The organism is Lactobacillus panisapium (assembly GCF_019469265.1).
In the GTDB taxonomy this organism is placed as follows: domain Bacteria; phylum Bacillota; class Bacilli; order Lactobacillales; family Lactobacillaceae; genus Lactobacillus; species Lactobacillus panisapium.
Map to the genome: position 1 here is coordinate 621,347 of NZ_CP048268.1, position 26,129 is coordinate 647,475.

At 38.7% G+C, this 26,129-nt stretch carries 27 protein-coding genes, 1 tRNA gene and 1 pseudogene; 17 read left to right on the top strand and 12 right to left on the bottom strand.

Going from position 1 to position 26,129, the window contains the following annotated elements; genetic code table 11:
• Positions 1 to 30: 30 nt before the first annotated feature.
• From GYM71_RS03120 to GYM71_RS03185, 14 genes are all read left to right on the top strand, one after another.
• Entirely contained in the window at positions 31 to 1,782 is a 1,752-nt protein-coding gene (locus GYM71_RS03120) for an ABC transporter ATP-binding protein (protein ID WP_220220870.1), read from the top strand.
• A 189-nt stretch (positions 1,783 to 1,971) separates the two neighbouring features.
• On the top strand, positions 1,972 to 2,397 hold the full coding sequence (locus tag GYM71_RS03125; protein ID WP_220220871.1) for an SRPBCC family protein: 426 nt from the start codon (positions 1,972 to 1,974) through the stop codon (positions 2,395 to 2,397).
• Complete coding sequence (locus tag GYM71_RS03130; RefSeq protein WP_220220872.1) at positions 2,390 to 2,839, top strand: MarR family winged helix-turn-helix transcriptional regulator; 450 nt, start codon at positions 2,390 to 2,392, stop codon at positions 2,837 to 2,839. The genes GYM71_RS03125 and GYM71_RS03130 overlap by 8 nt, the downstream gene beginning before the upstream one ends.
• Positions 2,840 to 3,018: 179 nt before the next feature.
• Positions 3,019 to 3,105, top strand: a tRNA-Leu gene (locus GYM71_RS03135).
• 162 nt (positions 3,106 to 3,267) lie between these two features.
• Positions 3,268 to 3,915, top strand: coding sequence for a glycoside hydrolase family 73 protein (locus GYM71_RS03140; protein WP_103752014.1), 648 nt, complete (start codon positions 3,268 to 3,270; stop codon positions 3,913 to 3,915).
• An 80-nt stretch (positions 3,916 to 3,995) separates the two neighbouring features.
• Positions 3,996 to 6,239 carry a DNA helicase PcrA gene (gene pcrA / locus GYM71_RS03145; protein ID WP_220220873.1) on the top strand — a complete coding sequence of 748 codons (2,244 nt, stop codon included), beginning with the start codon at positions 3,996 to 3,998 and terminating at the stop codon, positions 6,237 to 6,239.
• 47 nt (positions 6,240 to 6,286) lie between these two features.
• A complete protein-coding gene (ligA, locus tag GYM71_RS03150; protein WP_220220874.1) occupies positions 6,287 to 8,299 on the top strand; it encodes an NAD-dependent DNA ligase LigA in 2,013 nt (670 codons plus the stop codon).
• Positions 8,300 to 8,313: 14 nt separating this feature from the next.
• Positions 8,314 to 9,453: a CamS family sex pheromone protein gene (locus GYM71_RS03155; protein WP_220220875.1), complete on the top strand. Its 1,140-nt coding sequence runs from the start codon at positions 8,314 to 8,316 to the stop codon at positions 9,451 to 9,453.
• Between the two features lie 12 nt (positions 9,454 to 9,465).
• Complete coding sequence (gene gatC / locus GYM71_RS03160) at positions 9,466 to 9,768, top strand: Asp-tRNA(Asn)/Glu-tRNA(Gln) amidotransferase subunit GatC (RefSeq protein ID WP_220220876.1); 303 nt, start codon at positions 9,466 to 9,468, stop codon at positions 9,766 to 9,768.
• On the top strand, positions 9,768 to 11,207 hold the full coding sequence (gene gatA, locus GYM71_RS03165; RefSeq protein ID WP_220220877.1) for an Asp-tRNA(Asn)/Glu-tRNA(Gln) amidotransferase subunit GatA: 1,440 nt from the start codon (positions 9,768 to 9,770) through the stop codon (positions 11,205 to 11,207). Before gatC ends, gatA begins: the two co-directional genes overlap by 1 nt.
• A gap of 3 nt (positions 11,208 to 11,210) precedes the next feature.
• On the top strand, positions 11,211 to 12,641 hold the full coding sequence (gatB, locus tag GYM71_RS03170) for an Asp-tRNA(Asn)/Glu-tRNA(Gln) amidotransferase subunit GatB (RefSeq protein WP_103752020.1): 1,431 nt from the start codon (positions 11,211 to 11,213) through the stop codon (positions 12,639 to 12,641).
• Between the two features lie 31 nt (positions 12,642 to 12,672).
• Positions 12,673 to 13,593, top strand: coding sequence for a diacylglycerol kinase family lipid kinase (locus GYM71_RS03175; protein ID WP_220220878.1), 921 nt, complete (start codon positions 12,673 to 12,675; stop codon positions 13,591 to 13,593).
• 282 nt (positions 13,594 to 13,875) lie between these two features.
• Positions 13,876 to 14,256 (top strand): YbgA family protein, encoded by a 381-nt coding sequence (locus GYM71_RS03180; RefSeq protein ID WP_220220879.1) that lies wholly within the window; start codon positions 13,876 to 13,878, stop codon positions 14,254 to 14,256.
• Positions 14,253 to 14,618 carry a TIGR02328 family protein gene (locus GYM71_RS03185; RefSeq protein ID WP_220220880.1) on the top strand — a complete coding sequence of 122 codons (366 nt, stop codon included), beginning with the start codon at positions 14,253 to 14,255 and terminating at the stop codon, positions 14,616 to 14,618. The genes GYM71_RS03180 and GYM71_RS03185 overlap by 4 nt, the downstream gene beginning before the upstream one ends.
• 205 nt (positions 14,619 to 14,823) lie before the next feature.
• On the opposite strand, the gene GYM71_RS03190 is transcribed toward GYM71_RS03185, so the two are convergent.
• Positions 14,824 to 15,822 carry a choloylglycine hydrolase family protein gene (locus GYM71_RS03190; RefSeq protein WP_220220881.1) on the bottom strand — a complete coding sequence of 333 codons (999 nt, stop codon included), beginning with the start codon at positions 15,820 to 15,822 and terminating at the stop codon, positions 14,824 to 14,826.
• 264 nt (positions 15,823 to 16,086) lie between these two features.
• A complete protein-coding gene (locus GYM71_RS03195; RefSeq protein WP_220220882.1) occupies positions 16,087 to 16,797 on the bottom strand; it encodes a Bax inhibitor-1/YccA family protein in 711 nt (236 codons plus the stop codon).
• A 175-nt stretch (positions 16,798 to 16,972) separates the two neighbouring features.
• On the opposite strand from GYM71_RS03195, the gene rlmD reads away from it, so the two are divergent.
• Positions 16,973 to 18,325, top strand: a complete 1,353-nt coding sequence (rlmD, locus tag GYM71_RS03200) for a 23S rRNA (uracil(1939)-C(5))-methyltransferase RlmD (protein WP_220220883.1) — start codon at positions 16,973 to 16,975, stop codon at positions 18,323 to 18,325.
• 248 nt (positions 18,326 to 18,573) lie between these two features.
• On the opposite strand, the gene GYM71_RS03205 is transcribed toward rlmD, so the two are convergent.
• The 5 genes from GYM71_RS03205 to GYM71_RS03225 form a co-directional block, all read right to left on the bottom strand.
• Positions 18,574 to 18,732, bottom strand: coding sequence for a hypothetical protein (locus tag GYM71_RS03205; RefSeq protein ID WP_220220884.1), 159 nt, complete (start codon positions 18,730 to 18,732; stop codon positions 18,574 to 18,576).
• A gap of 107 nt (positions 18,733 to 18,839) precedes the next feature.
• Positions 18,840 to 19,118 carry a type II toxin-antitoxin system RelE family toxin gene (locus GYM71_RS03210; protein ID WP_220220885.1) on the bottom strand — a complete coding sequence of 93 codons (279 nt, stop codon included), beginning with the start codon at positions 19,116 to 19,118 and terminating at the stop codon, positions 18,840 to 18,842.
• Between the two features lie 2 nt (positions 19,119 to 19,120).
• Entirely contained in the window at positions 19,121 to 19,348 is a 228-nt protein-coding gene (relB, locus tag GYM71_RS03215; protein ID WP_220220886.1) for a type II toxin-antitoxin system RelB family antitoxin, read from the bottom strand.
• Positions 19,349 to 19,928: 580 nt separating this feature from the next.
• Positions 19,929 to 20,885 carry an alpha/beta hydrolase gene (locus GYM71_RS03220; protein WP_244986843.1) on the bottom strand — a complete coding sequence of 319 codons (957 nt, stop codon included), beginning with the start codon at positions 20,883 to 20,885 and terminating at the stop codon, positions 19,929 to 19,931.
• A gap of 158 nt (positions 20,886 to 21,043) precedes the next feature.
• Positions 21,044 to 21,292 (bottom strand): hypothetical protein, encoded by a 249-nt coding sequence (locus GYM71_RS03225; RefSeq protein WP_220220887.1) that lies wholly within the window; start codon positions 21,290 to 21,292, stop codon positions 21,044 to 21,046.
• 583 nt (positions 21,293 to 21,875) lie between these two features.
• On the opposite strand from GYM71_RS03225, the gene GYM71_RS03230 reads away from it, so the two are divergent.
• Both GYM71_RS03230 and GYM71_RS03235 read left to right on the top strand, forming a co-directional pair.
• Positions 21,876 to 22,154 (top strand): type II toxin-antitoxin system Phd/YefM family antitoxin, encoded by a 279-nt coding sequence (locus GYM71_RS03230; protein WP_220220888.1) that lies wholly within the window; start codon positions 21,876 to 21,878, stop codon positions 22,152 to 22,154.
• Entirely contained in the window at positions 22,154 to 22,501 is a 348-nt protein-coding gene (locus tag GYM71_RS03235) for a type II toxin-antitoxin system YafQ family toxin (protein ID WP_220220889.1), read from the top strand. The genes GYM71_RS03230 and GYM71_RS03235 overlap by 1 nt, the downstream gene beginning before the upstream one ends.
• Positions 22,502 to 22,542: 41 nt before the next feature.
• Here GYM71_RS03235 and GYM71_RS10350 read toward each other — a convergent pair.
• The 5 genes and pseudogenes from GYM71_RS10350 to GYM71_RS03265 all read right to left on the bottom strand — a co-directional run.
• Positions 22,543 to 22,845: pseudogene (locus GYM71_RS10350) on the bottom strand (transposase); the annotation flags it as partial.
• Positions 22,846 to 23,199: 354 nt separating this feature from the next.
• Positions 23,200 to 23,601: a type II toxin-antitoxin system death-on-curing family toxin gene (locus GYM71_RS03250; RefSeq protein WP_220220891.1), complete on the bottom strand. Its 402-nt coding sequence runs from the start codon at positions 23,599 to 23,601 to the stop codon at positions 23,200 to 23,202.
• Entirely contained in the window at positions 23,598 to 23,843 is a 246-nt protein-coding gene (locus GYM71_RS03255) for an AbrB/MazE/SpoVT family DNA-binding domain-containing protein (RefSeq protein ID WP_220220892.1), read from the bottom strand. The genes GYM71_RS03250 and GYM71_RS03255 overlap by 4 nt, the downstream gene beginning before the upstream one ends.
• 773 nt (positions 23,844 to 24,616) lie before the next feature.
• Positions 24,617 to 25,078 carry a DUF3021 domain-containing protein gene (locus tag GYM71_RS03260; RefSeq protein ID WP_220220893.1) on the bottom strand — a complete coding sequence of 154 codons (462 nt, stop codon included), beginning with the start codon at positions 25,076 to 25,078 and terminating at the stop codon, positions 24,617 to 24,619.
• Positions 25,075 to 25,509: a LytTR family DNA-binding domain-containing protein gene (locus GYM71_RS03265; RefSeq protein ID WP_220220894.1), complete on the bottom strand. Its 435-nt coding sequence runs from the start codon at positions 25,507 to 25,509 to the stop codon at positions 25,075 to 25,077. Before GYM71_RS03265 ends, GYM71_RS03260 begins: the two co-directional genes overlap by 4 nt.
• Positions 25,510 to 26,129 lie beyond the last annotated feature (620 nt).

The following is a 26,129-nucleotide window of genomic DNA, read 5'->3' on the forward strand; positions in this document are numbered from 1 at the left end:
TTTAGACAAATTTAGAAAGCCGGTATTTTAATGGCGTTCAAGTCACGTAAAGGTAAGACTAAGCAAGTTAAGCTAAGCGATTTCTTTCATTTATTAAATCAATTGGACTTAAAGAAATCTCTGTTTGTTATGGGCTTAACTTTTAGTCTAGTTACTAGCGCGGCTAATCTAGTTTTACCACTATTAACTCGTGACCTAGTTGATACAAGTAAATGGGACAAGTTTAACTATCATAGTATGGTAATTATTATTGTTATTTTCGTTGTTCAGCTGGTGTTAGGAACTCTGGGCGGCTACATTTTACGCTACTTCGGTGAAAGTGTTGTTAAGAGTTTGAGAGAGAAGTTATGGAACCACTTATTATCATTGCCAATTTCTTATTTTGACGAAAATAAAGCTGGCGAAAGCAGTTCGCGGTTGGTTAATGATACGGGAGTCATTAAAGACTTAATTGCTTCGCAATTTCCCAACTTTATTACTGGGGCGATTCAACTCTTCTTTTCGCTGATTATCCTGTTTGTGATGGATTGGCAGATGGCTTTATTGATGTTCACGATTGTCCCAATTGTGGTACTCGTTTTATTACCTGTTGGTCGAATCATGGCCAGGCTGGGACGAAAATTGCAGAGCGCCACGGCAGAATTTAACGGTGACGTTAGTGAAAAGCTGTCTGAAGTGCGGCTAATTAAAGCCAGCAATGGTGAAAATTTTGAACAAAAGCACGGGCAGCGAATGATTCAAAAAATATTTAACATTGGTGTAGTGGATGCCCGCGTGGAAGCTATTTTGCAACCAATCATGACTACTTTAATGATGGCCGCCTTTGCCGGCATCTTAGCTTTTGGCTTAATTCGTGTTGGCCAAGGCAGTTTATCTAGTGGATCCCTAGTTGCTTTTCTACTTTATTTATTTAATGTAATTGCTCCAGTGGCCAATTTTGCGACTTTCTTTTCTCAAATTCAAAAAGCGCTGGGATCGACTGAACGGATTCAAACGATTTTAGCAATTAAACCAGAGAAGGACAAAACTAGTCCGAAGACGGATTTAGCTAATAAGACGTTAACGGCTGAAAATTTAAGTTTTAGTTATGAACCAGGGGAGCCAGTTTTAGAATCGGTTTCATTCACCTCCAAGCCTAATTCGGTAATCGCCTTTGCTGGCCCAAGTGGTGGTGGGAAATCAACCATTTTTGCCCTAATTGAACGTTTTTACCAACCTGATAGCGGCAAAATTATGATCGATGAGCAAAATATTGCTGAGATTGATTTGGAGAATTGGCGCTCGCAGATCGGCTATGTTTCGCAAAATAGTGCCATTTTTTCTGGTACGATTCGTGATAATCTGACTTACGGCTTGCCTGGCAGTTTATCTGATGCTGAACTGTGGCGCGGATTGGCGCTTGCTTATGCTGACAAGTTTGTCAAAGATTTTCCTAAACAAATGGACACTGAGATTGGTGAACGCGGAATTAAGCTTTCTGGCGGACAAAAGCAGCGCCTGGCAATTGCACGTGCCTTTTTACGCGATCCCAAAATTTTGATGCTTGATGAAGCAACGGCTAGTTTAGATTCTGAATCTGAAAGTAAAGTACAACAAGCATTAGATAAGTTAATGGTGAACCGAACCACTTTAGTCATTGCTCACCGACTCGCAACGATTGTTAACGCTGACCAAATTTACTTTATTGAACATGGTCAAGTAACTGGTCACGGTACACATCACGAATTAATGAAAACCCATCCGCTATATGCACGTTATGTTAATGAACAGATGGTAGACTAGCATTACTGGCAGATAATGGCATTCTTGATTTAAAAATTTAACTATACTTCTAATAATCATCCATTGTTGCTTTAAACTTGGATGTTTTTTTATTTGCCTCAAAAATTTTTTACTAAAAAGGATATATGATTTACAGCTAAAATAATAAGTGCTAATATTATATAAGCACTTATTATAAGGAGAACAAAAATGAAATTTAGTTACGAACAAGAAACGGACTTAACCGCAGCAGATATTTGGCAATATTATGCCAATATCGACAATTGGTTTGCCTGGGAAGGAGATTTAGAAAAGGTCACTTTAGACGGGGACTTCATTCAAGGCACTAAAGGCCAGATGAAATTAGAAGGTCAGCCGGCAATGGATTTTGTTTTAGAATCAGTTACTGCAAATGAGGAGTTTACAGATCGGACACCAATCCCGGGAATGGGAGATGTCTATTTCACTCATCAGATTGGGAAAAAAGGTGCTAAGACGACCATCACTCATTCGGTTGAATTTGTTCCGCAGAATAGAGAAACTAATTCTGCGGACTTAAAATTTGTTGCAGAAATATTTGCAGATGTACCAGAGTCCATTTTTGCATTAGAAAAGGCGGCAAGAAAGAATGACTGAGTTTTCATCAAAGTATCGTGATGATTCAGCTGCATCTTTAGGTTTATCGTTTGCTAAAGTCTATAACAAATGGCATAAGCAAATTAAGGATGCACTTCAGGCAATTGAACTTACCCACCCGCAGTTCATTGTACTTGCATCTCTAGCATATCTTAGCCAAGATGAGGTCGAAGTTAATCAAGTTGCGCTCTCAAGACAAAGCGGGATTGATGTTATGACAGTTTCAACGATTTTAAAAAATCTCGAGAAAAACAATTTAGTCAAACGGGAAGTCTCTTTAACAGATACGCGAGCTAAGGCAATCAAGATGACTGCCACAGGTATGGAAAAAGTCAATGAGGCAACGCCAATCATTGAAAAGATTGATCAGGAATTTTTTGCTGTCCTAGGGGACAAGCAGGCTGAGTTAAATCAAATTTTGCAAAAATTAGTCAACCAATAATAGCGTAAAAAGCATTGGGCAGACATAAAGCATTAATCTGAAAATTAGGACAACTAATTGGAAGTGTTTGTTTTATGCCAGCATCTTTGCTTTTTTGTCGTAAAGAGCAAGCTCAGGCAATTTATTTTTAAAAAGCTCTTGTACTAGAATTAATTTTGGGTTATAGTATTGTATGTGTTGCGGGCATGGCGGAATTGGCAGACGCGCAAGACTAAGGATCTTGTGATCGCTTTTAGATCGTGGAAGTTCGAGTCTTCTTGCCCGCACTAAAGATAAATGGAGCTTTGGCTCCATTTTTTGTATAGTTTAATTATGGCACCACTAACTTTAAGGTGCTTTTTTTATTTTAAAAATTAATTACATTGCATGACTTAAGCTAAGAAGAGTTTATACTTATAGATAATGATTAAGAAGTAAGGGTAAATTTCATGGCGAAAAGACGTAAGGGAAAAAAGCAGTCTAATTTTGTAATTATACTTCGCACGTTTATTATTTTGTTTGTGTTGATAATTGCATTTGTGGCATTTAGATATTATCGCCGGCAAGCAATTCAGTCAGAACAAATCAGGCAGGAACAGCTAGCACGTGAAGAGGCAAGACAAAAAATTATTCGGCAGCATAAGGCTTTTATTAAGGAAATTGGTCCGATTGCTAAAGAAGTTGACCGCGAGTTTGAGCTTCTCCCGAGTATTACAATTGCGCAAGCTTGTCTTGAAAGTGACTATGGTCAAAGCAGTCTGTCGCAAAAATATAATAATTTGTTTGGTGTAAAAGGCACTAATCCTAATACTTCAGCAGTTTTAACTACGAAAGAGTACGTTAAGGGCAAATGGATTGTGGTCAAGGCGCGCTTTCAAATTTATGATTCTTACGAGGCATCAATTAGGGCACATGCTAGGCTTTTTCAAAAGGGAACCACTTGGAATAAGCAACAATATAAACACGTTTTAACCGCCAAAGATTACCGCAAGCAGGCTCACGCACTTGTTCAAGATGGGTACGCCACTGATCCGAATTATGCTGATAAATTGATTAAACTAATTGAACAATATCATCTTGATCGGTTTGATAAATAAAAGGCAATCTATCCTAAAAGATGCCTTCTTTTTTGGTACAATAATATAGTTACAAAATTTGGTTTGTGAAGGGAATTAGCATGAGCGAAGAAGCAATTTTAACAGGATTAAACGAGCAACAGCAAAAAGCTGTCCAGATTACTGAGGGGCCATTATTGGTTGTTGCCGGTGCGGGATCAGGCAAGACCTCTGTTTTAACCAGGCGAATCGCCTATCTCGTCGAAGAAAAGCAGGTTCTGCCGTGGAATATTTTGGCAATTACTTTTACTAATAAGGCTGCTACTGAAATGCGCGAACGGGAACAAAAATTACTCGGGCCGCAGGCAAATGACATTTGGATGTCGACTTTTCACGCTCTTTGTGTTCGAATTTTACGGCGTGATGCTGATAAAATCGGTTATGGCAGTAATTTCTCAATTGCTGATTCATCTGAACAATTAACACTAATTAAGCACATTGAAAAAGAGCAGAATCTCAATCCTAAGGTGTATGAACCGCGACGCGTATTATCCGCTATTTCTAATGCTAAAAATGATTTATTAACTCCTGATGCCTTTGCCGCTAGTAGCTCGACCCCGTTTGACAAGGTTGCTGCACAAGTATATCGAGAATACCAAAGGCGGTTAAAGCATGACCAGATTATGGACTTTGATGATTTGATTATGCAGACTTTAGTTTTATTTAAAACGGATCAGGCAGTTTTACACTATTATCAAAATAAATTTCGCTATTTGCTTGTGGATGAGTATCAGGATACTAACCAGGCGCAGTATGAACTCTGTCATGAATTAGCTGCCCAGTATAAAAATATTTGCGTTGTCGGTGATGCCGATCAGTCCATTTATGGCTGGCGCGGAGCAAATATGGAAAACATCATGAACTTCGAAAATGACTACAAAGATGCTGGCGTCCAAACAGTTAAGCTAGAGCAAAATTACCGCTCAACTGGTCATATTCTTTCAGCCGCTAATGCCGTGATTGAGAACAATCATAACCGAAAAGCCAAGAAATTATGGACAGACCAGGGAGACGGGGATAAGGTTACTTATTACCGTGCCCAAAGTGGTGACGATGAGGCGCATTTCATCATTTCAAAGATTCAAGAAGAGGTTAATGATCATAATCGCTCTTACCACGATTTTGCTGTTTTGTACCGGACAAATGCTCAATCGCGAACAGTCGAAGAAGCCTTTGTTAAGTCTAATGTTCCTTACCAAATTGTCGGCGGCCATAAATTCTACGATCGCAAAGAAATTATGGATATTATGGCATATCTTAAATTAGTGGCTAATCCCAGTGATTCGATGAGTTTTAACCGGATTATTAATACGCCAAAAAGAGGTATCGGCAATGTCAGTGTGGAAAAGTTTACGACTTTTGCTCGTGACAATAATTTGTCACTTCTTGATGCATTTAGCCACTTGACAATGACCGGCTTAACCGTCAGAGCAGCCAATAAATTAAGTGATTTTGGTGCAAAACTGCGTGATGCCATTGAGTATGCTAAAGATCACAGTGTGACCGGCTTAACGGAAAAGATTTTGCAGGATTTTGGTTATACTGATGCGCTAAAGGCTGAAAAAACGATTGAAGCCGAAACAAGACTTGAAAACTTGGATGAATTTCTTTCTGTAACTAAGCGTTTCGATGATCAATATGAGCCAGAAGATGATGAGTCAAACGCACTGAGTGATTTTTTGGCTGAAGTTTCGCTGTTAAGTGATCAGGATGACCTGGCTAACAATGATGATCAAGTGGCATTAATGACACTTCATGCGGCTAAGGGACTGGAATTTCCTGTTGTCTTCTTGGTAGGAATGGAAGACGGACTGTTCCCACTTTCACGTGCACTTTTAGAAGATGATCAGCTAGAAGAAGAACGCAGACTGGCTTATGTCGGCATTACCCGTGCTAAGCGGAAATTATATCTAACTAATGCTTACTCTAGAATGATGTATGGCAGAATGCAGAACAATCCACCATCAAGATTTTTGGATGAGATCGACCTAGCTGATTTAGAAACAGAAAATGCGGCTGCTCCAAGTATGGCTGATAGCAATTTTCAAGTTCAAACGGCTCCGTTTGCAAATGTTGATGAGCGTGCCCGTGCGCAAGTTTATACTCCAAAGGTCAAGCCTGCAGGTGCTGTGGGGGCTGAGAAAAAAGGTTGGAATGTTGGCGATCAAGTTGAACATAAGGCTTGGGGACGCGGAGTCGTTGCCAAGGTTAATGGTACTGGTGAAGACATGGAGCTTGATATCGCTTTTCCAAATATTGGAATCAAGCGCCTTCTAGCAGCATTTGCCCCAATTAAAAAGGTATAATGAAATCGGTAAGATCAAAATAATATTTTTTAATCAGGAGGAACAAAATGGCAGATTTAACTCTTGATGAAGCCAGAAAAGAAGTCGCTTCGCTTAGAGATAAGCTCGATCAGTGGGCTGATGCATACTATTCAAAAGATGCGCCAGAAGTTGAAGATAATGTTTATGACCAAAACTATCAGCGGTTAGTTGAATTGGAACAACAATTTCCGCAACTGGTTACGCAAGATTCAATTACGCAACGTGTTGGTGGTCAACTTGACAGTGAATTAACGAAGGTTACCCACCAGGTGCCAATGCTTTCAATGGGGGATGTATTTTCCAAAGAGGAGCTGCGTGCCTTTGATGAGCGGGTGCAAAAGCAAATCGGTCATGAAGTTGCCTATAACGTCGAACTAAAAATTGACGGTTTATCAATTAATTTGGAATATACGGATGGCAAGCTTACACGGGCGTCAACGCGTGGAAATGGTTTAGTCGGTGAAGACGTAACGCCGAATGCCCGCTTTATTTCAGATATTCCACAAACCTTGCCGGAAAAATTAACCATGGAGGTACGTGGCGAGTGTTATATGGGTAAGGAAGCTTTTGCCAAGTTAAACAGTGAACGTGATGAAAAGGGTGAGACCGTTTTTGCTAATCCGCGGAATGCTGCTGCCGGATCATTGCGCCAGCTAGATGCTAGTATTACCAAGCATCGTAATTTAAGTACTTTCATTTATACTTGGGTTAATCCTCCTGAGGAAATCAAGAGTCAGCATCAAGCAATTGAGAAGATGACAAGTTTAGGTTTCCACACTAATCAAACAGGTAAACGACTGGCTAAGATGGATGAAATCTTTGCGTTTATTGATGAATACACCGCTAAACGTGATTCACTGCAATACGGCATTGATGGCATTGTACTTAAGGTCGATGACTTGAATTTGCAAAACGAACTGGGCAATACGGTTAAAATTCCGCGGTGGGAAATCGCCTATAAGTTTCCACCAGAAGAGCAAGCAACAGTTGTTCACGAGATTAAATGGACGGTTGGCCGTACCGGTGTTGTAACGCCAACCGCAATCATGGATCCAGTACAGCTGGCTGGGACAACCGTCTCACACGCTGTTTTGCATAACGCCGATTTGCTCAAGCAAAAAGACGTCCGGATTGGTGATACCGTGATGCTGCATAAAGCTGGCGATATTATTCCAGAAATTTCAGAAGTGGTCATGGCCAAACGCCCTAAGGATAGTGAACCTTATCCGATTCCAACAGAATGTCCTTCATGTGGTGAAAAATTAATTCACTTAAAAGATGAAGTTGCATTGCGGTGTGTTAATCCTTCATGTCCTGCTCAGATTGAAGAGGGCATTACCCACTTTGCTTCGCGGCCAGCAATGAATATCGATGGTCTAGGGCCGAAAATTGTTCGGCAATTAATTACAAACGATTTAGTTCACAACGTAGCTGACTTATACCATTTACAAGCCAGCGATTTAGCTAAGCTTGATCATTTTAAGGATAAGTCAATTAATAATTTATTGACTGCAATCAACAATTCGAAGAGAAATTCGGTTGAATTACTGTTAACCGGTCTTGGAATTGATCATGTTGGTGCTAAAGCTGCGCGTTTAATTTCCCAAAAGTTTAAAAATATGACAAAGATTATGGAAGCGGACGTGCAAGAAGTAGCTGCAATCGATACAATAGGCATGACAATTGCAGAAGCATTGACGACTTATTTTGCGCAAGATGAAGTGGTCGAACTAGTCAAAAAACTGCAGGCTAGTGGTCTTAATATGGATTACTTGGGTGAAACCGAGGAACAAGTAGAAGAAATTCCTGATAATTATTTCAAAAATAAGACGGTAGTTTTAACCGGAACGCTTTCCCACTTTACTCGTAGTGAATTTACCCAAAAGTTGCAAGCACTGGGTGCTAAGGTAACCGGGTCTGTTTCTGGTAAAACTGACTATGTCATTTATGGTAAAGATGCTGGTTCAAAATACACTAAGGCGCAAAAGCTTGGTGTGCCGTTATTGACTGAGGAAGAAGCAATTGCTCAGGTTAAATAAAGGAAACAAGTAAAGTGAAAAAATATCTGCAGATAATCGCAATTTTAGGAGCAGCAGTTAGTTTAACAGCTTGTGGTAATTTAAAAAATTCCAATCTGGCTAATAATGCTAAAACGTCATCTAGTTCAAGTACTAAAACTTATCAGACTACAGAAACCGGTAATAACGGTTATACGGTTTTATTAAAAAATGGTCACTATGTTACTAGTCCGATCGCTGGTTTAACAGCAACCGATAATGATAATTCGGTTGACACGCGTGAACTTGAACGTGGGCTTATTCAAATTTCTAAAGAGGCATTTTCAACTAACTCATTTGTTTTTCAAGAAGGGCAATACATTACATCAACGGTTGCCAATGACTGGTTAGGTCGAAAATCAAAATCTAATCCTTTAGGACTTAATCCCGAATTAGGAACGAAGAAAAAGTACAATCCGTATTATTTGGAAGAAATCATGGAGCAGGACTTTTTAACTGGCTCGGGGTCAAATTATCGCATAGGCGGGATGAGTATTGGCTTAGCCATTAATTCGATTGATTATTATCAAAAGAAAAAGGGTGGGCCAGAATATCAAATGACAATTCCGCGTTCAGCCCAAAAAAAATATGGCCAGCAGACTGCTGAACAAATAGTGGCGCGATTACGGAAGAAAAAAGCGTTAAAGAATATTCCGATTACGGTTGGCCTTTTTGCTAAAGAAAGTAAAGATTCGTTAGTTAGCGGAAGTTACTTTTTGAGCGGGACAGCGGCTGCTAATAGTAGTAAAATAACTAAATGGAAAACTATTAACACCCAAACAGAGGTATTGCCAACTATTGGTAATAAAAAAGCAATCAACAGTAGTAACGCTTCAAGCTTCAACAGTTTTAAGGAATCAATTCAAAATTATTTCCCTAATATTAGTGGCGTTACTGCTACGCTGCGCTATGAAAATGGCAAACTAGCACAAGAAAATATCTCGATTACAACACAGTTTTACGGCTATGAGCAAATTCAAAGCTTTACTAGGCTTGTTTTGTCAACTGCGAAGAAATATTTAGCTAGTGATGTGCCGATTGAAATAAAAATTGGTTCGGTAAACGATATTCAAGCGTTGGTTGCCAAGGAAACAGAAGATAGTAGTTATCAAGTCCATATTTATGGCGGTGAATAGGGAGGTATATGCGTGGAAATCACAGAAGAAACAATTAAGCACGTTGCGACTTTGTCGCGGCTTGAGATTAATGATAAAGATATTGAAAAAGTGACTGAGCAAATGAGTTCAATCATCAATATGGCTGATCAGTTATCAGAAGTTGACACTGATGGTGTTGGCGAAACGGTACAAGTAGTTGACCGTGATACTGTATTTAGAGAAGACAAACCTGAGCACTGGCAAGACCGTGATGAATTAATGAAAAATGTTCCTGAACAAGCCAATGGCTTTATCAAGGTTCCTGTAATTATTAATAAGGATGAGGACGAGTAATGAATTATTTAAATGAAGATATTGACTCATTAAACGAAAAGCTTGCCCAAGGAACATTGTCCGCAGACAAATTGGCGCAAGATACAGTCGCAAACATTAAAAAGACGGATGACAAGCTAAACGCGTGGATTACGGTTCAAGAAGATGCCAAGCCAGCAGAAAACTTGGATTTTGCTAAGAATAAATTAGCTGGTATCCCAATTGCTATTAAAGACAACATCATTACTAAAGATGTTAAGACAACAGCCGCTAGCCATATTTTAGACAATTATATTCCAGTTTATGATGCAACGGTAATTGAGCGCTTAAAGAAGGCGCAAGCAACTTTTGTCGGTAAAACTAATATGGATGAATTTGCGATGGGGTCATCAACTGAGCACTCATACTTTGGCGCAACCCATAATCCGTGGAATCTAGATAAGGTACCTGGTGGTTCATCTGGTGGTTCTGCAGCAGCTGTTGCCTCTGGCCAAGTAGTTGCCGCTTTGGGTTCCGACACCGGTGGTTCGATTCGTCAACCGTCTGCTTTTAACGGTATTTTTGGTATTAAACCAACTTATGGTCGTGTATCTCGTTGGGGCTTAATTGCTTTTGCTTCCTCACTTGACGAAATCGGGGTAATGAGTAAGCGTGCTAAAACTTCGGCACAAGTGCTTAATGTTATTGCCGGTGCTGATGACCATGATTCTACTCTTTCAACTAGAGAAGTGCCTGATTTCACTAAATACATCGGTAAAGATGTCAAGGGAATGCGGGTAGCAGTTGTTAAGGAATATATGGATGCCGTTGATGGCGAAGTGCATGATATCATTCAACAACAAATTGATACTTTAAAGGATGCTGGCGCCATTATTAATGAAGTATCGCTTCCATTAACTAAGTATGCCGTTCCTGATTACTACATCATCGCATCAAGTGAAGCATCATCTAACTTACAAAGATTTGATGGTATTCGTTATGGTTACCGCTCAAAAGATGCTAAAAACTTACTTGATGTTTACGTTAAATCACGTTCAGAAGGCTTTGGTGAAGAAGTACAGCGTCGAATCTTGCTTGGTTCATTTGCTTTGTCTGCTGGCTCATATGACCGTTTCTTTAGACAAGCTTCCAAAGTAAGAACCTTAATTTGCCAAGACTTTGACCAAATTTTTGCTGAAAATGATGTTATCGTTGGACCGACAACAACAACACCAGCATTTGGAATTGGCAGTGAAATTTCTGATCCAATTAAAATGTACAATAACGATATTTTAACGATTTCTGCTAATTTGGCTGGAATTCCTTCTGCTAGTGTACCTGCTGGCTTGGTTGAGGGAATGCCAGTTGGCTTCCAAATTATGGCTAAGCGCTTTGACGAAGGCAGTATTTTCCAAGTTGCCGACTTTATTGAACGTAGTAACCAATTTTATGAAAAAACACCAGCTGGAATGGAGGATTAATTGATGAATTTTAAATCAACGATTGGGTTCGAGGTTCACTTCGAACTAAAAACTAAGAGTAAGATTTTCTCACCTTCACCAGTTAGCTATGGTGCAAAGCCGAACACAGAAACAAATGTCATTGACTGGGGAATGCCTGGTGTCTTACCTTACGTTAACAAGGATGTTTACCGTTTGGGAATTATGGTTGCGCTAGCAACACACTCACATATTTTGCCAACCACCCACTTTGACCGGAAGAACTACTACTACCCAGACAGTCCTAAGGCTTATCAGATTACGCAATTCTTCCAACCGCTTGCTCGTGATGGTTATGTTGAAATTGAATCTCATGGTAAAAAGAAGCGAATTGGTATCCATGAAATGCATATCGAAGAAGATGCCGGTAAGAACACGCACGGAACTAACGGCTTTTCTTACGTTGACTTGAACCGTCAAGGTGTTCCGTTACTGGAAGTTGTTTCTGAACCTGAAATTGCCGATCCAGATGAAGGTTATGCATACCTTGAAAAACTACGGAAGATTGTTCAATTTACCGGTGCTTCCGATGTTAAGATGGAAGAGGGTTCAATGCGTGTTGATACTAACATTTCAATTCGCCCTGCAGGCCAAAAAGAACTTGGCACTAAGGTCGAAATGAAGAACTTGAACTCGTTTGAACATGTTCGTAAGTCATTAGCTTATGAAGAAAAGCGGCAAGCACAAGTTTTGCTTTCAGGTGGCCGGGTTCAGCTGTCAACTCGTCGTTTTGATGAAGCAACAGGTAAGACAGTTCTTGAACGGGTTAAGGAAGGCGATGCTGATTATCGTTACTTCCCAGAACCTGACATTGCGCCTGATCACATTAGCCAAAAATGGATTGATGAAATTGAATCCACCTTGCCGCGTTCAGCTGAAGAGCGGTACAATCAATATGTAGGCGAGTTTGGCTTAAAAGATTATGATGCACAAGTTCTTTTGCAAACGAAAGAAAGTTCAGACTTCTTTGATAAGACAGTGGCAGCTGGTGCTGATCCACAACTTGCAGCTAACTGGATGAATACACAAGTTAATGGTTACTTAAATGATAACCGGGTTGAACTAACAGATATTAAGTTGACACCTGAACATTTAGCTGCAATGATTAAGCTAATTAAAGACGGAACAATTTCTTCTAAGATTGCCAAGAAAGTTTTTGCTGAAACAATTGCTAACGGCACTGATCCAAAGAAATACGTTGAAGATAAGGGCATGGTGCAATTATCTGATACTAGTGTATTAGAGCCAATGGTTAAAGAAGTGGTTGACAATAACCCACAATCGGTTGAAGACTTTAAGAACGGTAAAGACCGTGCGATTGGATACTTAGTTGGTCAAATTATGAAACAAACTCGTGGTAAGGCTAACCCGAAGGTAATCAACCAACTTCTAAACCAAGAATTACAAAAGCGGTAAAAGTAAATTTTAAGTAATAAGGTAGTTAACTATGACTAAAAAAGCAAGATTGATTTATAATCCTGTATCTGGTCACGAACAGATGCCTAAGAATGTCGCAGACATTTTAGACGTCTTAGAGCGAGCTGGTTATGAAGCCAGCGCTTTTAGGACTACGCCAGAAAAGCAGAGTGCACAAAAAGAGGCTACTCGTGCTGCCAACGATGGTTTTGATCTCATTGTCGCAGCTGGTGGCGATGGCACAATCAATGAAGTAGTCAATGGAATAGCATTTTTAGAGCAAAGACCAAAGATGGCGATTATTCCAGCGGGAACGACTAACGATTATGCCCGTGCTCTGCGTATCCCCCGTGATAGTATTAAGGCAGCCAGTAAGGTAATTCTTAATAATAAGACCCGCAAGATGGATATTGGCCAAGCAACCTTTGCTAAGGATACGCAATACTTTGTTAATATTGCGGCTTGTGGCTCTTTAACGGAGTTAACCTATGGCGTCCCTTCAGAAGTAAAATCTGCGTTAGGTTATGCTGCTTATCTCATTAAGGGTGCAGAAATGTTGCCGCACTTGACTGAAAATGAGATGCGCTTAACCTATGATGCAGGCGTTTACGAGGGAAAGCTATCAATGCTTCTACTGGGAATGACAAACTCGATTGGTGGCTTTGAACAGATTATGCCAGATGCCCAACTTAGCGATGGCTTATTCCAATTAATTATTGTTAAACCGGCGGATCCAGTTAAGTTATTGAAGCTGATGGCTTTGGCCCTAAATGGTAAGCACGTGGATGACCCAGACATTATTTACACTAAGACTCATAGCTTAAAGATTGAACTGATGGGAAAGAGTGTTGGCCGCAAATTACCAGTTAATCTCGATGGGGAAATCGGTGACTACTGCCCTGTTACTTTTAAAAACTTACAGCAACGCATTGAATTTTTTGTTGGTGAATAATAAAAATTATAAAAAGGAGCAATTACTTTTACGAGTAATTACTCCTTTTTTGCTAGTCGCTATTATAATTATTTTTCTGACCGGTTGTCTCTAGCAAGTATACTCATTAGACTTATTGCAACAATGTTTTGGAAAGCAAGATTCTGGATTTTTGGGCCAATTTTTTCCTGGGCAAAATTGACTAGGTAAGGGTAAATTATTTGTTTGAAGATGGTACTTAGTAATAAAATGCAATTAAAGTTATTTTCTTACTAAAAAATATCAAAAGCCGAGGCAAGAAAAATGGATAAATGGCAAGAAAAATGGGCATATAACAAGTACTGGGTAATGGCTCATTCGCAAGCATATTATGAGCGGATTAGATTGCTAGCCAAAAATAACGATTGGTCAGATGCAAAAAATGCTGAGTTTGAAGACTTACTGACAAAAGCGGCCTGCCAGCCGCCAACAGTTAAAACGTTAACTAACGCTTACCAGCATGTTTGGGGTTACTTTAAGAAATTTGCGACGACTGAAGAAAAACAAACTTATTTACGGTTATTGCAAGAATTATCACCACAAACTGATAAATTAGGACCGTTTTTAAGCCGCTTAACTGAAAAGTATCAAGTTGCTTATTTACTAAACTCGCGTTTAATGCAGGAGTGGAATGAGAAATCATGAGATTATGGCACCAAGATTTAATTTGGCAATTACCGCGGCAACAATTATTAGGACAGCATCGCGAAATTGCCGCTTTACGTGGACGCGGCTGGGGTAAACCTCATGCCACCGTTAATTATGTTTTTCAATATTCGCCGTATAAATTGTATCAGTTTCATTTATTAGTACTAGCCGAAATGGAGCGGCGCCATTATCACCCAAATAGTAACTGGTTTGACCCATACTACCGTGGGCAATATTGTTCCAAGTATGAAAACTTGCCGGCGGTCCCTTGGACTGATCCAATTTATCCTGAGCACGATGATGCCTATTTACAGAGTTGCTTGGAAAATTTAGCCCATAAGGGAATTGAGTTAAATTAAGGTAGGGTTTATTAAAATGTGGATATAGCTGTGTAGCCGTATGGGTAGGTTTTAAAATAAATAGCCAAACAAAAAAGATGAGCACTTAAAAATAAATGCTCATCTTTTTATTTATCAATAAATTCAGGAATCACGCCTGGTGGCAAAAGCAACTGCCCGATAGCTGAATATGATAGTAACTAGCCATACCTTTATGCGACTCAAATTAGTTTAGTCGTTCAATATCTTCTTTAGGATTTACCTTAAATTCACGATAATCTGTTTCGGCTTCGAGTTCTGGGGTTAATTGAACGCACCTAATCCGTTGGTTGCCGTAAGTAGAATAATAATAGGTCTTTGATTCTGCACAAATATAAGCAGCATAGCAGGTAAAATCAAATGTTTGGTCAGGAGTTACTACAATGCCGCGTGGGATGCTGACAGATTCGAGGATGTGATGAGCCAAAGTCACTGCACCAATTTCATCTTTTGGCTGCTCAACATTATTTTTCATAAAAGCTGTCCTAACAAAACGCGAAGTTGGTGTAAAGTCGCCAGGGAGGCCAAATGTACCTGAGCCTTGGCTAAAAGGTTTCAAGGTTTTGCCCAAGAATGCAACATCATCATGTTGCTTAGGTGTGACCGCTAAATAGTTGCGCAAATTAGTCTCATGCCAGTGGTAGTCAGGACTGTTAGTCATCACGCCAATCGAGTCTTCAATAAGGTGAATGCCATCTTGTTGGGGTTCCACAATTAGGCTTGCACCTGAAGTGTCGGAGAAAATGTAGTGAAGAGGAGGAACAACCTTTAAAGTTGGATTCCCCTCGTCAACAATGGTAATTTGCTTTTTAAATAGGTCTTTAACTTCTGCCAAAGAAGCTGCTTGCGCTAAAATTACCGAAATGATTTTGTCAGGAGAAACCGCCCAGGTACCAGGAGCCGCTTGTTCTTGATATGAAGCATATCCGGGGAAATAAAGGACGGCTCCAGTAACACCAGCATCATTAACCCCGTCACAAGTAATCGGACCATCATCAAGGCTGCCCATACCGATAAAAGCATGTTTACTAGTAATCTCTTGTCTAGCTTCGTAAGAAACAGCGAAAGTCTTTTGTTTTGGTACAAAAACCACTTGTTCTGCCATTTCCATCATAAAATCCATTGTTCGCGATAAAAAGTGCTTCTTATCCTTAGTTTCCATTGTGAAACTGCTGCAGCCAATCATATTGCTACCTCCATATGTATAATAATGTCATTAATTTTTTTAATATGAAGAAAAGTATAAGAGTAATAGTAATATAATTCAAGCTATTTCTAATAAAAATATTAAAGAATAGCCACTAGTTAAAATGGATTTATAGTTAACCACAATTGTTGCAGCCCAAATGCTATAGAGCCCTTTTATTTAAGCAAAGAAAAACCCTCTCCAGAAAAGAACAATACATTCTAATCCGGAGGGGGTAACTTCATTATAACTAACTGCGGCTAATTAGTTGTTATTGCTGCCTGTTCCGCCAAAGATTTCAAGTAAAAACATGAAAATATTGACAAAGTCGAGGTACAACTGCAGGGCACCAAGGACAGCTAAGCCAGTTTCTGCGACCTGATCACCATAATTGTTATAAATGATTTTCATTTTATTAGCGTCACTAGCGGTTAGACCGGTAAAAATAATAACACCGATGAATGAAAAGATATAAGTAATGGCTGGATTATGCAAAAACATGTTGACAATCCAAGCTACTAAAAAGCCAATGAGTGCAGCACTTAGATAAGAATTCCAGTTAGATAAATCTTTCTTGGTAATAGTGCCAAACACGGCCATTGCAATAAAAACCGCTGCTGATGAAATAAAGGCAGTGGTAATTTGCGTACCGGTGTAAAAACCAGCAATTAGTGCAAACTCGAAACCATAAATTACTGCTAAAACGCCTAGCATTACCAGACTGGCAACCGGGTTGCGGTCGGCCTTAAAGCTGATTCCCATTGACAGAGCAAAGGGAACCAGCAGGATTAACCACATAATTGATACTGGCATGTTCATGACAGCAGTTCGAAAAACGGTCATGGTTAAGTAAGCAGTCAAGGCGGAAATTAACACGGCCCCAGCCATAAAACCATACATTTTGGTTAAAAAGCCGTTCGTCTCGCTTATAGTGTGGATTTGGCGCCGATCTGAATTTGTTTCAAAATTATTCATAAAAACGTCCTTTCTAGTTGAAATGATTAGTAATAAAACTAACACATTTTTAGATGTGAGTGAAGAGCAATTAGTTAAATTAAATCAAAGTTAAGAATGACCTAGAATGTTACTTTTTCCGCTTTTTCTAGTAAAATAGAGAAGTTAACTAATTGTTTGTAAAAAAGGACAAAAAATGGAAAAAAATCAAATTATTGAATTAGAAATTACTGACTTGTCATATGAGGCCATGGGTGTGGCGCACTACGAAGGGATGACCGTTTTTGTCACCAACGCTTTGCCAGGTGAAACGGTCAGTGCCAAAATCTTAAAGGTCAAGAAGAACTTTGCCTTTGCAAAAATCGAACAAATCATCAAGGAAAGTCCCGACCGTGTGAACATTAAGCTTAATCAATGGGTGCAAACTGGTCTAGCTTCGCTTGCTCATATCAACTATGACAAGCAGCTTGAATTCAAACGGAATCAAGTGGTCAATTTATTGCAAAAAGCGCACTTAGACAATGTGGAAGTCGGCCAAACGCTGCCGAGCCCTGAAGAAACAGGTTACCGTAATAAGGCGCAAGTACCTGTGCGTGAAGTTGGCGGTCAACTTGAAATTGGCTTTTTCCGGCGTCATTCACACGATCTGGTGCCGCTAACCAATTTCTTTACAACTGATCCAGAAATTGATCGCGTCTTAGTTGCTGTTCGCGATGTTTTACGCCAATACCGCGTTCCGGCATATGATGAAATTCATAATGAAGGTGAAGTAAGGTACCTCGATGTCCGTCGCAGTAAAGCAACTGGCGAGATTATGGTCATCTTGGTTTGTTTACATAAGGATTTTCCGCAACTGCCAAAAGTTGCGGAAGCGATTAAGACAATCGAAGGCGTAACAAGCCTTGTGTTAAATTACAATCCGAAGAAAACTAATGTAATTTTGGGCAAAGTCGACTACTTGATTTTTGGTAAGCCGCAAATTACTGATCAAATTGGCGATGTGAAGTTCAGAATTTCACCGGAAAGTTTCTTCCAAATTAATTCGCTGCAAACGCCGCGATTGTATGACTTGGCAATTAAAAAGGCAGAGCTTACGCCAGATGATGTTGTCGTTGATGCTTACTCCGGTATTGGGACAATTGGGTTGACGGTCGCCAAGCATGTTAAATCCGTTCGCGGGATCGAAAGTGTGCGTGATGCGGTCAAGGATGCCAATAATAATGCCGAAATCAATGATCTGCACAATGCCAAATATGTGACCGGTAAAGCCGAAGAGGTAATGCCAAAGTGGGCAGCTAAAGGGATGAAGACTGATGTCATTTTTGTTGATCCGCCAAGAAAGGGCTTGACGCCAGAATTTATCGATGCGGCTGTTAAAACCGGCCCCAAGAAGATTGTTTATATTTCATGTAATCCAGCTACCATGGTGCGCGACTTACAAGAATTCCAAAAATTGGGTTATGATTTTAACCGCATTGATCCAGTTGATATGTTTCCGCAAACGCCGCACGTTGAGGCGGTGACGGTGCTGGAACGGACTAAGAAATAGGCGATAAATCTTAATCATAATGTGTTGATAGACAATTAAAAGTGTATCTTTTCCGACTTTGCTAATGGGAAAAGATACACTTTTTGCTTTTGACGGTTGAGTATGCAATTGGTCTAGTTTTTGAAAAAGGTCGCTCCGTATTGTCGCTCTGTATTGCTCAACCTTTATGATGTGAAAGAGACTCTCGCAGGCCCTATTGTCGGGGCAGGCCGCCCGCCGCGACATGCTTTGAAAAACGTGGTGCTGCTTTAGGGTCTGGCAATATGCTTTGGACTGGTGTGCGCAGCCCAAGTATCAATTGTTTGATGTGATCCAGCGCTAATTATTTGCGCCAGGGAGCAGCTGCTGCAAACTTCTTTGAGCAAATTAAGAGCTTGTAATTTTTGTTCAGCGGTAAATTTAACCATAGTAAAACCCTCCAGATGGATTTTGGTCCAATCTAGAGGGTTAACTTCCCAGCCTATGCTCTTCTTATATTTTATTTTTAAGGCCTATAGGGCGGATAAAAGTTAGCTTATCTTTTTCGTTTGTAGACGTCATTTCTTTTACCTGCCTTTACGACAACAACGGTAAAAACTTCGTCTTGAATATCAGCAATGATGCGATAACTACCAACCAGGTAACGCCATAAAGTACCAAGTTCACCTTCTAGGGGCTTACCCCAAATGCGTGGATTATCTGACCCTTCGATGTGTTTGTCGAGCCAATTAATAATTCGCCGCTGAACAGGCTTATCAAGACTTTTCTTGAAATCTTTCAGCGCTTTTTGATTGAACGACCACGTGTATCGCATAATCAAAGACCTAATTGCTTCTTAACATCATCACGAGATACAGTTTGGCCGTGGGATTCGCGGATGTTTTTGACTGCATCTTGGTAGTCAAGACTATCCTCGAGCTTTTCTAGAACAGCATTACGCATAAATTCGGTAGAAGTTTGACCATCAAGATTTGCTTGTCTATGAATCAGGTTTAAAACGTCTTCATCAAAACGAATGGTAGTAGATTTAGTAGCATTTGCCATGTTTAGACCTCCTCAGATATGTTAATGATATTATACCATAATAGAATGCAGATGCGTTCTACTATGCTTTTTAAAGCATCAATATTCCTCGACCGTCATAAATGAGGTACTTGCCATTTATCCCTAAAACGGGCCAATATTTGAAATTGTGAAATCAAGTTAACAAATACGATGCTTTTTATTGAGCAAAAGTAATTGTCCAACTTAGTTAGCGGCACGTGGAGGCGGAAACGGTGCTGGAACGGACTGAAAAATAGGTGATAAGTTGCGGTCTGGCTGCATTTAACAATGATTAAAAGTGTATCTTTTCCGATTTTGATGATGGGAAAGGGTACATTTTTGGCATTTTATAATTTGAAAGTTGTGCTTTGTGGAAAGCTGAATTTAATCATTAAGCATCTTTATATATTCACTTGATATGAATAGACTATATGGACATCACAGATTTCTTAAGCTGTTTTCTCATATACAATTATACTAATTTATTTATTAAACTTAAAAAATAAGCTAAAGCATATTGACTTTTCTATCATGCTCATTAAAGCGACTAATCGAAACGTCTACAAAGACAAAGCCTAATCTATTTGACATATTTGGCTAAGAACGAAGCAACACGTTTTTTATATTCTTTAGGATGAACTGAAAAGGATTTAGCATGTTTAGCTTTTGGAGCAACCCATATTTCCTTTGGTCCTCTGGTAGCCTGATAATTAGAGTAGATCATTTTGGTTGGGACAAAATGATCTTCACTACCATGAATAAACAACATTGGTCTATAATTTTTATTTAATTGCTTAACACTAGAGGCATCGCCCATAAAATAACCGACTTTCAACTTATTGATGCCACTTAAAATTTCAACGAGAGGAAAACGGGGAAATGCTGGCATATTATAAAGCGCTCCAGCTTCATATTCTATTTCGTCTTTAACGCTAGTATAACCACAATCTTCAATAAACGCCTTAACTTGATGAGGTAGTTTAAGACCACTGGTCGTCATGGCAGTTGCACCACCCATGCTTATGCCATAAATTACAATTTGTTGCTGCTTCCCTTTTTTTCGCAGTAAATAGGAAACCCACTTTTTGGTATCGTCCTTATCTGGCCAACCATAACCAATATATTTTCCTTCGCTCTCTCCTTGAGCACGAGGTTCAGGTGTTAAAGTATTGTAGCCTAGCTCGTAAAATAAGGCATCAAATATACCTGCATCTTCCTTGGTGTCCGTATAACCGGGCAAAACAATAACTGTTTTACTAGAATTTTTATATGGAATGTAGTTAGCGTCTAATTTATATTTGCCATCGGCAGAAAGCATATACCACTTTTCTTTTGGAGTTTTCTTGAACCAGACCTTTTCGTGGTAAAGTGGATCGGATTTCTTGATCACATTGCTAGAAGAACTTAAAAAGCTTTTTTCACCTGGTACACATGCTACTGTGAAAAAATAATAGCCAGCTCCAACAAATGATAAACACACTAGTAAGATAATCACAATTAAGGTAAACCACAGTTTTTTATGTTTCAACTTTTTCAATTGATAATCCTCCCTTCCTATGAGGAGTAGTTAATTTGCGTAGCCCCAGCAATACTTGAAAAAATGGCCGAAGTCAGCGGGCCAGCAATTGCTAAAATGGCATTTAAAAGACCCATTGACGAGGCTAGAATCTTTCGATCGACTGCGTTAACGAGCCACTACATTAATTTAGGGCTGGCAATCCTGATGAAGAAACCAAGAATGGTAAATGAAATTAAACAAGCAATCATGTTTCGATTAAGCATGTAGATCATAACGATAGCAATGCTACATAAATCAAATAGAGCAATTTGAAATAAAGTCGCGTTTTTTAATAAACTTGATCCTAATGCACTGCCCTTAGCTATCCCAATGGAAACAATCGCTCTTGCAAGGGCAATATTTAAGCTAAAATTACCAATAAGCATCGCTTTGTTGCCAGCAATATGATTGAAATTAACGGTTCAATCGCGGTAAGTATACGATTAAATATCGCAATCCTACAACAACGGTTAAACAGATCGTTAGCTTTCTTGATTTGCTTAACTCGGTAATATCATTTTCGTAAAAACCGGTTAATAAAACATCTAGATTACTTGCTTTTAGATAGGTTATCAAAAGGGCTAATTTATCCTTATTCCAATCATCGCTGATTTTGTTAAGTAAATTGTTAGGCGCTTTCTTAATCCGTATTAAAGGCAAACACACTCGGGCTCCTAGATTCCTCTATCTTGAAGAATTTTTAATCGTTGCTGGCCACCAACTACGCGTCCAGCTTGTTAGTTATAAATAATGGGGTCAACTTGGCCGAATTCTTCTATCGAGCGTTTTAACTTTTTGTAATAGTAATCGTCCGGCTTTATGTATTTGTATGGGTTATAATCTGTAGGGGTGAGATACGCAATTTTCTTTTTTACACATTTCATTGGAAATTTTCTTTCCGAATTAGGTTTAATTTATTGAAAAAGTGACAAAATCAAGTACAATATTAAGTACAAGGGGGTGCTTTCCATGACTTTAGTATTAACACAAAGTGATTTTAGAGCTCACATAAAAAAATATTTAGATCAGATAAATGATGATGATGAGGTGGTCTATGTTGCTCGATCAAATAGCCGTTCAGTAGCTGTACTTTCCCAAGAAAAACTATATTGGATGGAAAAAACTTTGCAAGCCAAGGAAGATTCTCTTGACTATGCAATTGCTCGAGATCAGCTAATTCAACGGAATGTTTTGCCAGATGACCCAATTGTTGAATCGAACAATGACTATTGGGGTCAGTTTAAATAATGGCAAGACTACAATTTAGACCACGTGCTACCTTCAATGCCGATTTGAAACGATTAGGACGGCTCGATCCAACTATCATTGATGATGTTCGTTCAGCAATTGACGAATTATTAGAGAATGGGACCCTATCTGATGAATATGGCGACCATTCACTAAAGCGAAGATTATCCGGATATAGAGAGTTCCATGTTCGTGACACTCCTCACGGAAAACAACCAAATGATATCAACGACGTATTGGTAATCTGGTATGTTGAGCGTAATGAGTTAGTTGCAGTAGGGGTCCGAGTTGGATCACATAGTCGGTTGTTTCCTAATCAAAATGGTTCAAAAAAGTATCATAAATAAAAAATGATGTGAACCCCAAAATTAGGACAGTTTAATAAATTTTAACTAAGGACTAATTTCCGATATTCAAGCGGACTTAGTCCTTTTAGTTTTACTTTGATTCCTTGCTTGTTGTAGTAACTGATATATTTATGAATTGCTTCTTCCAGCTCTTTTAGTTTCTTAAATTAGCCTTCAAAGCCATAGAATATTTCCTGTTTGAGTATGCCAAAGAACCCTTCCATCAATCCATCATCTAAGGAGTTGCCCTTACGCGACATGGACTGATCAATCCCATGGTCTTTTAGCCATGCCTGGAATTGGGGATACTGGTACTGCCAGCCTTGATCCGTATGAAAAATTAGGCCATTAATGCTGAATGCTTGCGTCAAGCCTGTTTTTTGAACTCAAGTGAATATTCAGTATACGGCTGGTCTAAAATAGCTAGGTCGTGATGTTTAATGAGGGCAAGCAAATATATAATGTTAGCAGGATTAATGCTATAACGTCAACCCAATCCTTTAGGCCCAAGTTGGTAATTCCGCCCAAAATTGAAGATTTCAATTTTATCTTGCTTAGATAATTTAGCCATAATAAAAACCTCGAAGTTGTCTTAAGTTCGGGGTTCATATCAGAGACTATGCATTTTTGTTTGGCTGCTTATACTTCTCGTAAAAATCAAGCGCAAATTAAAAACACCAAATTTATAAAATGTGGTGCTAATTATTAGTTTTAATACTGTGCAATTTAAGGACCTTAGATATTTTCATCATTTCATCTTCAGAATCATTAGCAAGCGTAACTTGTATTATTAGTGCTTCGCCTTCGTCAGCTGTTAAATGTGTTTCATAACCGTTCTTTTTGAGAAATAATAGTGTTGCCAAAAAAGCCGTTCGTTTATTGCCGTCAATAAAAATATGTTTTTTAGTAATTTTTTGCATAATATAAGCTGCCTTTAACCAAATAGTTGGGTAAAGTGTATGCCCAAAAACAACCATTTGCGGTTGTTCAATGACTAAAGAAAGGCCTTCAGGGTATTGGATGCCTTGGTAACTTTGACCAACTCCTTCAAGAACATATTTATTAATAGCAATAATTTCCGCTGTGGTTAAGTAAATCATTCTTCTTTCAGGCGCTCCATTAATTCTTTATTTTCATTAAATAATTGTTTAATCATATTCTGAGTGTCGGAGCTTACTGTTTGTTTCTTACGGAAGGTAATTGTCTGTCCGTCTGGTGAAATTGTTTTTTCAAATTCATCACCAGGCTTAGCCTGAAGAATTTCTTGATCACTTTTTGTTAACCTGAGACCAAATGAATTGCCTGCTTTAAAGAATTTAGACTTTCCTGTTAGTTTTAACATCATATCACCTCGTAACTACATATTAGCATATGGTGATTACGGCAGCTACTAATGATTCTTAATTTAAAAAAATTGATTAGTCGGCTGCTGCAATTATCTGCTTTATCTTACAAATTTTTAGCATAAGAGCCAAGGTAACGGCGAAGGCCATTAAAATTACATATAAGGAATAATTAACCTGCGTGGCGCCAACAATACTTAAAAAATAGTCGAAGTCGGGCGGGCCGTCAATTACTAAAATGGTATGTAAAAGATCCAATGATGAGACTAAAACATTTCGGACGACTGCTAAAATCAAGTTTCAGCTACTATTGTCGGTAACAAGCAGCAAAAAGCAATTATGTAAAGGACAAAGATCAAGACCAAAATTATCTGGTCAAAGTGAAAGCGGGTGTGCAGAATTTCTACTTGCTTGGATGCCCGAATATGGCAAAGAAGTTAGGAAAAGAGCTGGAAAAGTATCAATGACTTACAGTCGGTTCTGCCGAGTTTAAGCAAATAACAGAAAGTTGAACATCCAACGAAGGAAGTTCAACTTTTTTATTTTATAAGGAGGTGTTGATTTCATTAATCCAATTAGCAAAGTTACTTAGGTTAACGTTTGCTTCAGTTTTACCATCTCCAGCTGTTTGTGAATCAGATTAAATCCTTATTGAAACGAATCGTAGTAGATTTAGTGGGTGCCATAATGTAAGCTCCTTAAACTTATTAAAACTGTTTTAGCATGCCAGAACCCATGAGCAATCTACTAGGGCGATCATATTTCTTAATAATTACTGCTTTTTGATTTTTTGATTAATGCGCTTTATTTCTCGGGCAGCTTTCCAGTAATAAAAAGTCCAAAATACAAAAAAGATCAAAATGAACTCAGCTGTAAAAATAATCATGTTTATCCAACTTAACGGAAACCAACCTGCAAGAATAGCCAAAGGAGTGAAACCGACATAATAGATAATAAAACTAGTTATTGTCTGCTTTAGGTATGACCATTTTCTGATGGAATAAACCATGCTGCCAAAGCCGAAAACCAATCCCATTAGTGCCCAGAGCAAAGCTGAAACTGCAACCGAATCTAAAGGACGAGCAAATTTTTTAACAAAGGCAAAAGTCGATGGATAATAAAATGAATTGGGATTTCCTATGTAGTTAAAAATTAATGAAATTACCAGGCCGATAAAAACACCTGTTGTTGCAAATCTAAAAGCGTAAGATAGATATTTAACTGTTTTTTTCATATGCCAAGCCTCTCTTTCAGGTTTCTGATATTACGTCTGGAAATTTGAATCCGATGGTTATTAGTTAAAACGACATCAATCAGCCCGTTGTCAAGGAGTTCGAGATGATCAATATAATTGAAGTTAAAAATCGCACTCCGCGAAGCTTCAATAAAATAATTGGGTAAGTTGGCCTTCATGTTAGACAAACGGTCGTGATAGGAAAACTGCTGGTTTTCTGTATAAATGTTAGTTTCTCTACTGGCCACATCTAATGAATAAATATCCTGATATTTGACTGGAATAATTTGAGCTTGATAATGACACCATAGAACGTCATCGCTCGAGGACATTACTTGTAAGAAGTCGTTGATTTTGGGTGTCATTTCTTTGATCCAAAGTTCACCGTGCTCCTCATCCAAATTAGGGTCGATGTGACAATTAATTTTCATCTCTTTGCCTCCTTTGACATTAATTATAGTAGATAAATTTGTCCTTTTTCTGTTTCTGCACGAAGTGGTCGAAAAATTGACATCAATGGTTGTTAGCTTGCAAATAGTGGTTTATCTTTTTTCAATTTTGTAGATTGGTGCAGAGTCATAATTCTTGATGTACTGGCTTTCTGGTGTGAAGAGTTGAGTGATTCTACTGTTCAACACAACATTTCTCACATGATATATTAGAGTGCGAGTAATAAATTATCGTGTATAACGTTTATAATTTGGGTCAAATCCGCAAACTTAGAACTGTTGTGTAATAAAGGTCCAACTAATCTAAATTGAAACTAATGCGGATATACCACAAATAGACTTAAAAAACGAAAAATGAATATGATTGACTTTACAAGTATAGTTGACAGAAAGGGTTCTCTAGGAAATATTCATAATAACATACATAAAAACTGGCACTAGGATAAATCCCAACATCAGTTCTAATTTGATTTAAGTTTTGCGAACAAAGAAAAACGTTTTTATTAGAATAATAAATGCTGTATCATTAAACTATGATATGTTTTGCAAAGAGGAAAATTCATGCATTTCAATTGCAACAAACCATGGAAAACATTAATTGA

Excerpts from the sequence above, each read along its gene's own strand:
- GYM71_RS03195 (WP_220220882.1), bottom strand. The coding sequence starts at position 16,797 with ATGAATAATTTTGAAACAAATTCAGATCGGCGCCAAATCCACACTATA.
- GYM71_RS03230 (WP_220220888.1), top strand. The coding sequence starts at position 21,876 with ATGACTTTAGTATTAACACAAAGTGATTTTAGAGCTCACATAAAAAAA.
- GYM71_RS03235 (WP_220220889.1), top strand. The coding sequence starts at position 22,154 with ATGGCAAGACTACAATTTAGACCACGTGCTACCTTCAATGCCGATTTG.
- GYM71_RS03125 (WP_220220871.1), top strand. The coding sequence starts at position 1,972 with ATGAAATTTAGTTACGAACAAGAAACGGACTTAACCGCAGCAGATATT.
- GYM71_RS03120 (WP_220220870.1), top strand. The coding sequence starts at position 31 with ATGGCGTTCAAGTCACGTAAAGGTAAGACTAAGCAAGTTAAGCTAAGC.
- GYM71_RS03185 (WP_220220880.1), top strand. The coding sequence starts at position 14,253 with ATGAGATTATGGCACCAAGATTTAATTTGGCAATTACCGCGGCAACAA.
- GYM71_RS03260 (WP_220220893.1), bottom strand. The coding sequence starts at position 25,078 with ATGAAAAAAACAGTTAAATATCTATCTTACGCTTTTAGATTTGCAACA.
- gatA (WP_220220877.1), top strand. The coding sequence starts at position 9,768 with ATGAATTATTTAAATGAAGATATTGACTCATTAAACGAAAAGCTTGCC.
- GYM71_RS03190 (WP_220220881.1), bottom strand. The coding sequence starts at position 15,822 with ATGATTGGCTGCAGCAGTTTCACAATGGAAACTAAGGATAAGAAGCAC.
- GYM71_RS03265 (WP_220220894.1), bottom strand. The coding sequence starts at position 25,509 with ATGAAAATTAATTGTCACATCGACCCTAATTTGGATGAGGAGCACGGT.
- GYM71_RS03205 (WP_220220884.1), bottom strand. The coding sequence starts at position 18,732 with ATGGTTAAATTTACCGCTGAACAAAAATTACAAGCTCTTAATTTGCTC.
- gatB (WP_103752020.1), top strand. The coding sequence starts at position 11,211 with ATGAATTTTAAATCAACGATTGGGTTCGAGGTTCACTTCGAACTAAAA.
- GYM71_RS03225 (WP_220220887.1), bottom strand. The coding sequence starts at position 21,292 with ATGCTTATTGGTAATTTTAGCTTAAATATTGCCCTTGCAAGAGCGATT.
- GYM71_RS03210 (WP_220220885.1), bottom strand. The coding sequence starts at position 19,118 with ATGCGATACACGTGGTCGTTCAATCAAAAAGCGCTGAAAGATTTCAAG.
- relB (WP_220220886.1), bottom strand. The coding sequence starts at position 19,348 with ATGGCAAATGCTACTAAATCTACTACCATTCGTTTTGATGAAGACGTT.
- GYM71_RS03130 (WP_220220872.1), top strand. The coding sequence starts at position 2,390 with ATGACTGAGTTTTCATCAAAGTATCGTGATGATTCAGCTGCATCTTTA.
- GYM71_RS03175 (WP_220220878.1), top strand. The coding sequence starts at position 12,673 with ATGACTAAAAAAGCAAGATTGATTTATAATCCTGTATCTGGTCACGAA.
- ligA (WP_220220874.1), top strand. The coding sequence starts at position 6,287 with ATGGCAGATTTAACTCTTGATGAAGCCAGAAAAGAAGTCGCTTCGCTT.
- GYM71_RS03250 (WP_220220891.1), bottom strand. The coding sequence starts at position 23,601 with ATGATTTACTTAACCACAGCGGAAATTATTGCTATTAATAAATATGTT.
- GYM71_RS03140 (WP_103752014.1), top strand. The coding sequence starts at position 3,268 with ATGGCGAAAAGACGTAAGGGAAAAAAGCAGTCTAATTTTGTAATTATA.
- GYM71_RS03255 (WP_220220892.1), bottom strand. The coding sequence starts at position 23,843 with ATGTTAAAACTAACAGGAAAGTCTAAATTCTTTAAAGCAGGCAATTCA.
- GYM71_RS03180 (WP_220220879.1), top strand. The coding sequence starts at position 13,876 with ATGGATAAATGGCAAGAAAAATGGGCATATAACAAGTACTGGGTAATG.
- rlmD (WP_220220883.1), top strand. The coding sequence starts at position 16,973 with ATGGAAAAAAATCAAATTATTGAATTAGAAATTACTGACTTGTCATAT.
- pcrA (WP_220220873.1), top strand. The coding sequence starts at position 3,996 with ATGAGCGAAGAAGCAATTTTAACAGGATTAAACGAGCAACAGCAAAAA.